Annotated in this window: 7 protein-coding genes; 6 read left to right on the forward strand and 1 reads right to left on the reverse strand. The window is 45.7% G+C overall.

All coding sequences use genetic code 11. From position 1 onward, the window contains the following. Nucleotides 1-68: 68 nt before the first annotated feature. Nucleotides 69-1,691: an alpha-glucosidase gene (locus K5Q99_RS10125; protein WP_220776782.1), complete on the reverse strand. Its 1,623-nt coding sequence runs from the start codon at nt 1,689-1,691 to the stop codon at nt 69-71. Nucleotides 1,692-2,187: 496 nt separating this feature from the next. Between K5Q99_RS10125 and K5Q99_RS10130 the strand changes: the two genes are divergently transcribed. The 6 genes from K5Q99_RS10130 to K5Q99_RS10155 all read left to right on the forward strand — a co-directional run bounded on the left by K5Q99_RS10130 (nt 2,188) and on the right by K5Q99_RS10155 (nt 12,089). Continuing rightward, nucleotides 2,188-4,914 (forward strand): TonB-dependent receptor, encoded by a 2,727-nt coding sequence (locus K5Q99_RS10130; protein WP_220776783.1) that lies wholly within the window; start codon nt 2,188-2,190, stop codon nt 4,912-4,914. Nucleotides 4,915-5,041: 127 nt separating this feature from the next. Next, nucleotides 5,042-6,541, forward strand: a complete 1,500-nt coding sequence (locus tag K5Q99_RS10135) for a tryptophan halogenase family protein (RefSeq protein ID WP_220592884.1) — start codon at nt 5,042-5,044, stop codon at nt 6,539-6,541. Nucleotides 6,542-6,641: 100 nt separating this feature from the next. Next, nucleotides 6,642-8,984 carry a glycoside hydrolase family 13 protein gene (locus K5Q99_RS10140; RefSeq protein WP_220776784.1) on the forward strand — a complete coding sequence of 781 codons (2,343 nt, stop codon included), beginning with the start codon at nt 6,642-6,644 and terminating at the stop codon, nt 8,982-8,984. Continuing rightward, entirely contained in the window at nt 8,981-11,191 is a 2,211-nt protein-coding gene (locus K5Q99_RS10145; RefSeq protein ID WP_220776785.1) for an alpha-amylase family protein, read from the forward strand. The genes K5Q99_RS10140 and K5Q99_RS10145 overlap by 4 nt, the downstream gene beginning before the upstream one ends. Nucleotides 11,192-11,333: 142 nt before the next feature. Beyond that, nucleotides 11,334-11,717, forward strand: a complete 384-nt coding sequence (gloA2, locus tag K5Q99_RS10150; RefSeq protein WP_220776786.1) for an SMU1112c/YaeR family gloxylase I-like metalloprotein — start codon at nt 11,334-11,336, stop codon at nt 11,715-11,717. A gap of 162 nt (nt 11,718-11,879) precedes the next feature. Further along, nucleotides 11,880-12,089: a hypothetical protein gene (locus K5Q99_RS10155; RefSeq protein ID WP_220776787.1), complete on the forward strand. Its 210-nt coding sequence runs from the start codon at nt 11,880-11,882 to the stop codon at nt 12,087-12,089. Nucleotides 12,090-12,267 lie beyond the last annotated feature (178 nt).

The raw sequence follows: 12,267 nt of genomic DNA on the forward strand, positions 1-12,267 counted from the left end.
CCGCTGAATCCTGCATCTTCAAGTTGTTTGGGTATATAACACCTCAGCCGAATAAAAATGAATCATTTTCACTTTAAAACTGCATAAAAGCTGGCAAATGCCGAAAACTTCAGCTGATTGTTTTCTATTTGTGCGGTTTTCAGGCCATGTCCCAGCAACATTTCACTAAATTCAAACTGTGATGAATCCAACTCAACATTAGTATCGCCTAAGTTGAATCCGACGAATATTTTGAGCTCTCCTAAGGTGCGGATAAAGGCCAAGATGGGCTCGTTGCTATCCACAAACTGGATATCGCCTTCAACCAGCACTGGGTGTAATTTACGCCAAGCAAGAAAACGTCGATAACCACTAAGCATGGAATCAGCATCTGATTCTTGTACATCTACCGCTAACGCTTGATGCGCAGGGGCGATAGGCAACCAAGGCGATACCTCACTAAAACCACTAAAATCGGCGCCTTGCTGCCATGGCATTGGCGTACGGCAACCATCGCGGCCTTTGAACATAGGCCAGAAGGTTTTGCCAAAGGGATCTTGCAACTCATGGTATTCAATCGGCGCTTCGGTTAAACCGAGTTCTTCACCTTGATAACTACACACACTGCCGCGCAGTGAACTTAGCATGGCATTGAGCATTTTAACCATGTCAGAATTCTGTTTGCCCTGCCCCCAACGGCTCGCCACGCGCTGCACATCATGATTACCGATAGCCCAACAAGGCCAACCATCACCTATGCTCGCTTCTAATGCCTCTACGGTTTGGCGAATATAAGCGGCGCTGTAATCGTCGGTTAATAGCTCAAAACTGTAGGCCATGTGCAGGCGATCTTCACCTTTAGTGTAAGCCGCCATCACAGCTAAAGAATCTTCGGCCGACACTTCACCTAAGGTCACAGCGCCGGGATAGCGATTGATGAGCTTTCGTAAATCTTCGATAAACGCGATGGTTTGCGGACGGTCATTATTGTAGTAATGATATTGATAGGCGTAAGGGTTATCTTCGCTAAAACCTCGGCCCTGACGTTTATCCTTAGGTTTCGCTGGATTGTCCCTGAGCTGTTCATCGTGATAACAGAAGGTAATCGCATCTAAGCGAAAGCCATCAACGCCCTTTTTAAGCCAAAACTCGACATTATCCAGCACAGCTTGACGCACGTCAGGGTTATGGAAATTAATATCGGGCTGGCTACGCAGGAAGTTATGTAAATAGTATTGTTGTCTGCGTGGTTCCCATTCCCAAGCACAACCGCCAAAAATCGCGAGCCAGTTGTTAGGTGCTGTGCCGTCTTCCTTAGGATCGGCCCACACATACCAATCCGCTTTGGGATTTGTACGGCTCTCGCGGCTTTCAACAAACCACGCATGCTGATCAGAGGTATGACTTAATACTTGATCGATAATGACCTTAATGCCTAAGCCGTGGGCTTTTTCAATCAATTCATCGAAATCATGCATAGTGCCAAAAAGAGGGTCAACTTCGCGGTAGTCACTGATGTCGTAGCCAAAATCTGCCATGGGCGATTTAAAGAATGGTGAAATCCAGATGGCATCGACGTTGAGGCTCGCAATGTAGTCCAGCTTAGCGATAATGCCACGCAAATCACCAACGCCATCACCATTGGTATCTAAAAGGCTACGCGGATAAATTTGATAAATCACCGCGCCACGCCACCAAGTTAACTCACTCATTGTTGCCCCTTTATCGTTATTCTACAGCGATCTTTCCCTAACACACTCACGCAAACAGTTATCGTTTTGTTACTGCAGAGTAAAGGTATCGCGGCTTATTTTGTGTCACCGAGCATACGTGAAGAGGGAAATAAGGTTCAATACACCTGCATACGTATGCAGAAGACCGCGCCAGAAATCACATTGAGACATAACTCGCTTTACTATTTATTAACAGTCACTTAATTGCAAAATAAAATCATTTTACGCCATGAGATTTCCCGCAATTAACGGCTATTCTTAACTCAACAAGGCATTGAATACGTATGCACTCTGTTGTTCCGCTAAGAAGCTCGGGAGTAGTATCTTCACCGTTGCATAACAATTTGGTCATAAACGCAGCACTTATGCAGTCAATTAAGCGCCCAGATACCAAAAAAAAGGCCGCAAACATAACGCGGTGATAACGATAAAACGCTCTACAAAGCGATAAAGCGACTCCAAGGGGAAGAGAGATATGATGCGATTTAAACCCAGTTTGCTAACCTTAGCGCTCATTGCCGCAGGTGCGAGTATGCACTCCTATGCGGCAGATGAAGTGGCGACAGATAAGACAGCTAAAGATGAAAATATTGAAGTGATTCAAGTCACTGGTATTCGCCGTAGCTTGCAAGAATCCCAATCACTTAAGATGTCATCCTCTTCTATCGTTGAAGCCATTTCAGCGGAAGACATAGGTAAATTACCGGATGTCAGTATTGCAGAATCTCTAGCACGATTGCCTGGCGTATCGGCTCAACGACTCGATGGTCGTGCCAACGTGATTTCTATCCGCGGTATGGGCCCTGACTTTACTACCGCCACATTAAATGGTCGCGAACAGGCCTCTGTGAACGATAACCGCAGTGTGGAATTCGACCAATATCCATCTGAGTTATTAAATCGCGTTGTAGTTTACAAGACACCCGATGCCTCAGTTATGGCGCAAGCCATCGGCGGTACGGTTGATATGCAAACAATCAGTCCTTTAGCCCACGGTGAACAAACGATTGCCGTTTCGCTACGCGGCGAAATGAACGATTTAGGTTCATTAAACAGCGGCTCAAGTGACACAGGCTACCGTGGCAGTATCTCTTATATTGACCAATTCGCCGATGACACTATTGGTGTCGCCATTGGTTATGCTCGCATGATGTCACCTAACCAAGAAGAACGTTGGCAAGCTTGGGGTTACCCAACCAATGACAATGGTGATAGCGTTTTAGGTGGTGCAAAACCTTTCGTTCGTTCAAGTGAATTAGAACGTGATGGTGTACTCGCCGTATTTGAATATGCGCCAAATACCACTTACCACTCGACCTTAGACATTTACTACTCAAAATTTACCGATGATCAACGCCTACGAGGCATTGAAATCCCTGGTGCTTGGGGCACAAACGGTGGCGTAATTCCGACGACAACTGATAATGGTTTAGTCACTGAAGGTGTCATCAAAGGAGCTGAAGTCGTTATCCGTAACGACGTCAACAAACGTGATGCGGATTCTCTGTCTATTGGCTGGAATAACAAATTCAACATCAATGAGAACTGGAATGTTGAAGCCGATATCTCCATGTCTAGAGCTAACCGTACTGACATAGGTATGGAAAGTTACTCAGGAACTGGCCGCGGTACAGGTGTGGGAGCGGTTGACGATTTAGGCTTTGCTTATAACGGTAAAGGCGGTTATATATTTGACCATAACCTCGATTATTCTGATAAAAACCTGATCAAACTTGGCGACCCACTCGGTTGGGGTAGCCCACTAGGCGCTAACACTCAAGACGGCTTTATCAACAAACCTGAAATTGAGGATGAGCTAAAATCCTTCCGTTTAAGCGCTGAATATGTGCTCGATGGCGGTGCCGTTCGTAGCGTTGAGTTTGGTGTGAATCGTACTAATCGCGATAAAACCAAATTAGATAAAGGTTATTACCTGACACTCAAAGGTTATGACGGTTCTGCCAATTACACTATGGCAGTACCAGATCAATACTTACTTGCACCAACGTCACTCGATTTCTTTGGCATGGGCAATGTATTAAGTTACGACTCGTTGGCTTTCTACAATGACGGTAACTATACAGAAACTGATGTTGCTGATGTGGATCTTTCCCGCGCAACTAACTCTTGGGCTGTTCAAGAAAAAGTGACCACCGGCTATGTGATGGCCAACCTTGAATCCGAAGTATTTGGTATTCCTTTCACGGGTAACGCAGGCTTACAAGCGGTTCATACCGATCAATCTTCTGACGGTACAGTGGCAACGGTTGAAAATGAAGTAGTGGTGTTAACGTCGCGCACTGCGGGTGATTCCTATGTTGAATGGCTGCCAAGTGTTAACTTAAGTTTCGAAGTTGCCGATAGCCAAGTGGTCCGTTTAGCCGCAGCGCGCACGTTAACCCGTTCACGCATGGACAAAATGAATGCCAACCTAAACTACACTTATTCAGCTAACCCAAGTGGTGGCAACGTTAACTGGAGTGGTAGCGCCGGTAATCCTGAGTTACGCCCATGGTTAGCCCGTCAATATGACTTAAGCTATGAAAACTATTTCAGCGACCAAGGTTATTTCTCGGTAGCGATATTCTACAAAGATCTTGAGAACTACGTTTACGATCAACATACAGACTTTGATTTCAGCACTCTATTCCCACAAGGGCCGACTGATAACCCGATTGGCGATGTCACCCAACCACAAAACGGTGAAGGTGGTTATGTTCAAGGTGTTGAAGCCTCTGTATCTGTCGACTTTGGTATGTTTGCCGATGTGTTAAGTGGGTTTGGTACTGTTATCAGCGGCTCATACAACGACAGTGAAGTGAAAGAAACTCCAACCAGCAATCCAACAACCTTGCCAGGTCTGTCAGAAAAAACCTTAAACGCGACGATTTACTATGAAAACTCAGGCTTCGAAGCGCGCATTAGCTCACGCTACCGCAGTGACTTCCTTGGTGAAGTAACCAAGATCAGTCTGCAACGCGAAAACGTGAACATCAAAGCTGAAACTGTGGTCGATGCACAAATTGGTTATGACTTTAGCGAAAGCGGTATCGAGTCTCTGTATGGTTTATCTATTCAGTTCCAAGTGAATAACTTAACCAACGAGCCTTTCACCTCTTACACTAGCGATGATCAACGTTTAGTCCGTGATTACCAAAACTATGGCCGTAACTTTATGTTAGGCGCGAACTATAAGTTCTAATCCTGCACGGTTTAAAGCCTCTGTAACCTGTTACAGAGGCTTTTTACTTTATCATTTCAAGCCACTGGGCTATTCATTTATCTGCGTTAATTGATCACCACGAATCATAATGTGAAAGGCTTATATCATGAATAAAATCAGAGATATCGTCATTGTAGGTGGAGGTTCATCAGGTTGGATGACGGCGGCCATGTTGGCAAGATTGTTTAAGTCAATACTGAATATCACCCTGATTGAATCTGAAGATATAGGCACAGTGGGCGTAGGTGAAGCCACCATTCCACCACTGCAAATATTCAATAACGTGCTAGGGATTTCCGAAGCCGATTTCATCAATGCCACCCAAGCAACGTTTAAATTAGGTATTCAATTCGAAAATTGGGGCAAACCAAATGAAGCCTATATGCATGCTTTTGGTAATGTAGGTAAAGATATAGGTTTTACTCAATTTCATCATTATTGGCTCAGCACCTCCCCAAAAGAGGTCAATTCGTTTTGGGATTACTCGGTTAATTACCAAGCGGCGAAACACAATAAGTTTCAAGTACTCCAGCAGATCCCAAACTCTCCCCTTGCCGGCTTAACCCATGCTTATCATTTTGATGCATCGCTCTATGCCCAATTTTTACGACGTTTCAGTGAGCAACTCGGAGTAAAGCGTATCGAAGGCCAGATTACGGCGGTCGAACTCACGCCAAACGGCGATATTGAAAGTGTAACCTTAGGATCAGGAAAAACCGTAACAGCCGATTTCTTTATAGATTGCTCGGGCTTTGCCGCGCTACTGATAGAAAAAGCGCTCAAGGTTGGCTTCGATAGCTACCAACACTGGCTCCCCTGCGACAGCGCCTATGCCGTGCCCTGCGAAAAAACGGCGGCAATAACGCCTTATACACGTTCTATAGCCCATGATGCGGGTTGGCAATGGCGGATCCCCCTGCAACACCGCACAGGCAATGGGTTAGTCTATTGCAGTCGCTATATCAGTGATGATGCAGCTAAACAGCTTTTACTCAATCATTTAGATGGTAAGCCTTTGGCTGAACCTAAGAAAATCAATTTTAAAACCGGACGACGAATCAAACAGTGGCATAAAAATTGTGTTGCCATCGGCCTTTCGAGTGGGTTCTTAGAGCCTTTAGAATCCACCAGCTTGCATTTAGTCCAATCGGCGATTATTCGCTTGAGTAAACTCTTTCCACATCAAGGAATTGCACAAGCGAATGTCGATGAGTTCAATCGCCAGTCCCAACTTGAATTTGAACAAATCCGCGATTTTATTATCTTGCACTATCATTTAAACCAAAGGGAAGATGCGAAGGAAAATGGGTTTTGGTATCAATGCCGAACCATGTTACTGCCAGAGAGTTTGCAACAAAAAATCGCCCTATTTCGTGCCACAGGCACAGTGTTTAGACATCAAGATGAACTCTTTACCGAAGCCGCATGGATTCAAGTCATGTTGGGGCAAGGCATTAGGCCTCAGGATTTCAATCCATTAGCGGCAACCATTCAACCGCAAGCACTGAGTGAATTCCTGCTCAATATGCGCACTATTATTGATAATACCGTCACTAAGCTACCAAGCCACGACCAGTATCTAGCACACATATCGACACATAAATAATCACTACGGCTTAAGAGTTACGACTGACGTTAGGAGTGTACTAACTCATCGATTTATAAATTGAATTTGCAGTTTAAATTTGAATCAACAAGGAATGAATATGATATTAAACCTGCGGACTCTCACCACTTCCTTAGTGATTATGCTTAGCCTAGGCGCCTCTGCCAACACAGCGCAGGCAAGTTCGAGCAGTCTCTCTTTGCCACTTCAAGACACATCAAGCCAGCCTCATGGCCTGACACTTGAACCCGCATTTTGGTGGGCGGGGATGCACAATCCTGAGTTACAATTGATGCTGTATAGCCGCGATTTCCCTAGCTTACCGCAGCAGCTTAAGCTTGATATCCAAGGTGAAGGCATCACGCTAAAAAGCATTGAACACACTGATAACCCTCACTATCTGTTTATCAATTTAGATCTGAGCCAAGCTGCGCCGCAAACCTTTGAGCTGGTGCTTTACAGCACGGACTTGACTTCAAAAACCAACACGCCTCTTTATCGCCTGCCCTATACGTTGCAAGCGCGTGCTGAGGGCAGTCGTGAGCGCCAAGGGTTTAGCAATAAGGATGTGATTTACCTTATCACTCCGGATAGATTCGCCAATGGCGACACCAGTAATGACAATCAAGCCGATATGTTAGAGCAAGTCGCAACGAACTCTCCTAGCAATTCCAACCATCCCTATTATCCCGATGCTCGCCATGGCGGCGATATCGCAGGGATCAGCCAGCACTTAGCGTATCTGGCGAAACTCGGGGTGACTCAGTTATGGATCAATCCGCTGCTTGAGAATAATCAAGCCCAGTATTCATACCACGGTTACTCAATTACCAATTTATACCGCGTCGATCCCCGCTTTGGCAGCAATGAGGAGTATAAAGCCTTAGTCGCTAAGGCGAACAAGCTTGGCCTTGGAGTGATTAAAGATGTTGTCGTGAATCATATCGGCTCTAATCATTGGTGGCTCAACGATTTACCTAGCCAAGACTGGCTCAATGACGCCACAAAAATGCAGCTAAAGAATCAAAAATCCAAGCCTCACTTGATTCAGTCTGCCGATACTAAATCCAGCGTTATCACATCCAGCGTTACCAGCCCCCGTTTCACCAGCCATAGGCGCACCACAGTGCAAGATCCCTACGCGGCAGCGCAAGATCATATCGATTTTGTCGGCGGCTGGTTTACCGACACTATGCCGGATCTGAATCAAAGCAATCCAAAACTGGCAACCTATCTTATCCAAAACAGCATTTGGTGGGTCGAGTACGCCGGGCTTTCAGGAATACGCGAAGACACTTATTCCTACGCCGACAAAGCATTTCTCGCTAAATGGTCTAAGGCCGTAATGAGTGAGTACCCGAATTTTAATATTGTGGGCGAAGAATGGACCGCAAACCCCATCACAGTGTCCTATTGGCAAAAGGGCAAAATCAATGCCGATGGTAATACCTCAGATTTACCCAGTTTGATGGACTTCCCGCTATATGAAAAATTAATTGCCAGCCTCAATGAGCCAGAAAGCTGGGACACAGGTTTTATCAAGCTTTACGAGATGTTAGCCAATGATGTTGTGTATGCTGATCCTAGTAAGCTAGTGCTATTTGAGGGTAATCACGACACTAACCGTATCTTCAGTTTAGTGAAAGAAAATATCGACTTATACCAAATGGCCCTCACCTATGTGCTGACCACCAAACGCATTCCGCAGCTGTTCTACGGCACAGAAGTATTAATGACCAGCCCGACAGAAGGCCGTCACGATGGCGTTGTGCGCAGTGATTTTCCCGGTGGATTTGCCAACAGTGCCACTAACGCCTTTACTGGCCAAGGACTGAGTGAACCGCAGCGACAAGCACAGCAATTTGTCCGTACCCTACTCAATTACCGTAAACAATCCCCTGCGCTGCAATCGGGCGACTTGCTACACTTTGTGCCGCAGGATGGCGTCTATGTGCAATTTCGCTGCGTATTAAATACGCCATTATCATCTGAACAGAATGCCGAGGCGCTTAAGTCACTAATACAAAACAATTCTCTAACCCAACACAATGCCTGCACTCAGCCCTCAGCCGATAAAGTCATGGTGATTTACAATAAAAATGACAAGGCAGTCACACTAGATGTAAACCGCTTTGCCAGTGTATTTGGCGATAACGGCACCGCGACAGACATCATCAGTGGCAACACTGTTTCACTCAATCAAGTGATAACCTTGTCCCACGCAGGGGTCACAATCCTCGAGCTTAAGCCTAATTCTAAGACTGATTCTAATACTAAGTCGCCGCTGAATGCTGGCTTGCCGAGCAGCCAAGATTCATTGCACTCGGGAAATCAAGCTAACGTTTTACCGCGCGTTCAAACTCACAGCAGTGCTAACAACAGTGCTAACAACAGTGCTAATAGCCTAGCTAAACACTCAACCCAAAAAGGAACTCAGTCTTGAGCTTTTTATCGCCTATCGATTCCAGAGTGACTCAGAGCCCCCAATCGGCTAAATTTCCCATCGCAGCTTTACGGACCAAAGCAGCGAAAAATACGCAGCGCCGACAATCGCGGCAATCATCACTCAATTTATGTCTACAGTCTTTGTTTAATGCCTCTTTATCTAGTGCAGCTTTATTAACTGCCTTACTTTTTAGCTTCTCGGCCAATGCCTCGGCGCTGGGGCTTGATAATGAACCAAAGTCTGAGAGTGAGGTTATGACGCTAAAACCTGTGGTGTATCAGATTTTTACTCGCCTTTATGGCAATAAAAACCCAACGAATAAACCTTGGGGCACGATTGCCGACAATGGTGTCGGCAAATTTAATGATATCGACGATGTTGCACTCAATAGCATCAAAGACCTAGGTGTTACCCATGTGTGGTACACAGGCGTTCCCCACCATGCATTGATTGGCGATTACAGTGCGATTGGCGTAAGTGCAGATGATCCTGATGTGGTCAAAGGCCGCGCTGGTTCACCCTACGCAGTTAAAGATTACTACAACGTCAACCCGGATCTGGCGGTCAACCCCGCCAACCGTTTAGCCGAGTTCGAGGCGCTGATTGCTCGCACCCATCAACACGGCTTAAAGGTAATTATCGATATCGTGCCAAACCATGTGGCGCGCCATTATCAATCCGTCAGTAAACCCCAAGGCGTGCGCGATTTTGGCGAAGATGATGATACCAGTCTGGAATACGCCAAAAACAACAACTTCTATTACGTCGTTGATAACAGTGTGAAGGGAACGAAAGGACAAGCCCATGCCTTTGAGGTACCAAGCTTACCCGCAGGACTTAAACCGCTTGGCGGAGAAGCTCACCCCTTAAGTGACGGCAAATTCAACGAATTTCCCGCAAAATGGACTGGCAATGGCTCACGCTTAGCTAAGCCCGATGCCAATGATTGGTACGAAACAGTAAAAATCAATTACGGCGTACGCCCCGATGGCACCTATGACTTCCCTCGCCTGCCAGCCAAATTCGCCACTTTTACTGAAGAGCAGCATTACGATTTCTGGCAACAACACTTAGCCGAGATCCCAAGCTCTTGGATTAAATTCAATCAGATTGCGCAATACTGGCTAGCGAAAGGGGTCGATGGCTTTCGCTATGATATGGCCGAAATGGTGCCAGTGGAGTTTTGGAGTTATCTCAATAGTCAGATAAAACACACTAATCCCGATGCCTTTATCTTGGCCGAGGTCTATAACCCTAAACTGTACCGAAATTATATCCAGCTTGGAAAAATGGATTATCTGTACGATAAGGTCGATCTTTACGACACCCTAAAAGCCGTGATGGCGGGTAAAACTAGCACAGCTAATATTGCGGCGAATCAGGCAAAAGTGCAGGATATTGAATCCCACATGCTGCACTTTTTAGAAAACCACGATGAGCAACGTATTGGTAATGCGGCATTTTTAGCATCGCTACAAACAAATATCTCAGCAAATGACTCTGCAACTGCTCAGGCCGTAAATCCGAACTATGCCCTACCAGCCATGGTGGTATCGGCAACAATAGGCACTTCACCAACGTTGGTGTATTTTGGCCAAGAAGTGGGAGAAGCAGCCATCGATAACCCAGGTTTTGGTCATGCATCACGCACCAGTATTTTTGACTATGTTGGTGTCCCCGCCCATCAGCGCTGGATGAACAATGGCAAGTTTGATGGTGGACAATCGACACAGCAAGAAACATCACTGCGAGCTTACTATCAAAAGCTATTAACGTTAAGCACTGGCAGAACCACGCCCGCACTCTTAGGACAATACTATTCACTCGATGCTGCAAATCGCAGCAAGGGTGATACGACTGAAAGTAACAGCACTCAAAATATGAATACTCAAAAGAGTGCCGGGCACGAAACTGGCTATGACGACAGCACCTTCGCTTTTGCCCGCTTCGAGGCGATATCTGGGACCTCAAAGCAGGCTCAAAAGCTGATTATTGTCAGTAACTTCAGTCAGACCAAATCAAAAGCCTTACAGCTCAAGCTACCCAAAGAGCTTATCCGTAAGTGGCAATTAAAGGACGGCGTATTTCCGCTTATGGATTTACTCGAAGATCATGCGGCGAAGTTAGTCATTAAGGAAGCTGAAGGTCTAGTTCAGATGCAACTTGCACCGTTGTCTTCAGCCATATTCGAGCTGGAAGATTAAACGAGCAACAAGCCTAGGTGAGCTAAAAAGTGAAATCGACCGATAGCGTCACGCTAAACTGTGACGCTATATTTTTTAACCGTTATACTCTCAAACCTTTCTATCTTATTTGATTACCCTTTAAAAATCACAAAGGAAAGCGATGTTACTCGGCATTCACCATGTAGCGATTATTTGTAGCGACTATGAAAAATCCAAACATTTTTATGTGACTATTCTTGGTCTTAGCGTACTCGCAGAGCATTACCGTGAGGCACGTAATTCCTATAAACTCGATTTACAGCTCGGGGATAAGAGTCAAATCGAGTTGTTTTCATTCGACACTCCCCCCAAGCGCCCCAGCTATCCCGAAGCCTGTGGACTGAGGCATCTTGCCTTTCGCGTCGCATCGATTGAAACCGCCATCGAACATCTTCATAGCCATCACATTACCGTTGAACCCGTCCGCATTGACGAATACACAGGCAGAAAATTCACCTTCTTTAGCGATCCCGACGGCCTACCCTTAGAATTATATGAGCTATAGCGCGAATCAAGCTGAGCCTCAGAGCAGAGAATGAGATGAACAAAGCTTAATTACCACGGGAATGATTTAGGATTAGACTGAACCAAGCGACACTGCCGTTTAACCAATTTGACGCTACGATAAAGTCAAAGCCTAGCTAGGTTAGCCACTGAGGAACTCAAGGTGTTTGATAATCCCGTATTATTACTATGGAGTTTGGTCTTTAGCCTCATTGGTCTTGGCTTTTTCACCTACGGCAAACGCCAAGCGGCCCCCATCCCTTTAGTCGTGGGCCTCACCCTAATGATTTACCCTTATTTTGTCACCAATCTCGCATTATTTATCGCCATAGGCATCGCCCTCATCGCACTCCCCTATTTTATGAGGATTTGATTTTTTAATCCTTGTTTAACCATTAAAGTCTTTTTTCCAAGAGGTCTTTTTTACTAGGGTCTGTTGATCTTTCGAGAGTGATTTTTAGACAGCATGGCAAGACGTTATAATTTGCTTCGCCAAAAGTAACCATAACCTCAAGCCATGCCAAGACTTATGCTAACCGATGCACGCTGGG

This window comes from Shewanella hafniensis (assembly GCF_019655335.1).
GTDB lineage: Bacteria > Pseudomonadota > Gammaproteobacteria > Enterobacterales > Shewanellaceae > Shewanella > Shewanella hafniensis.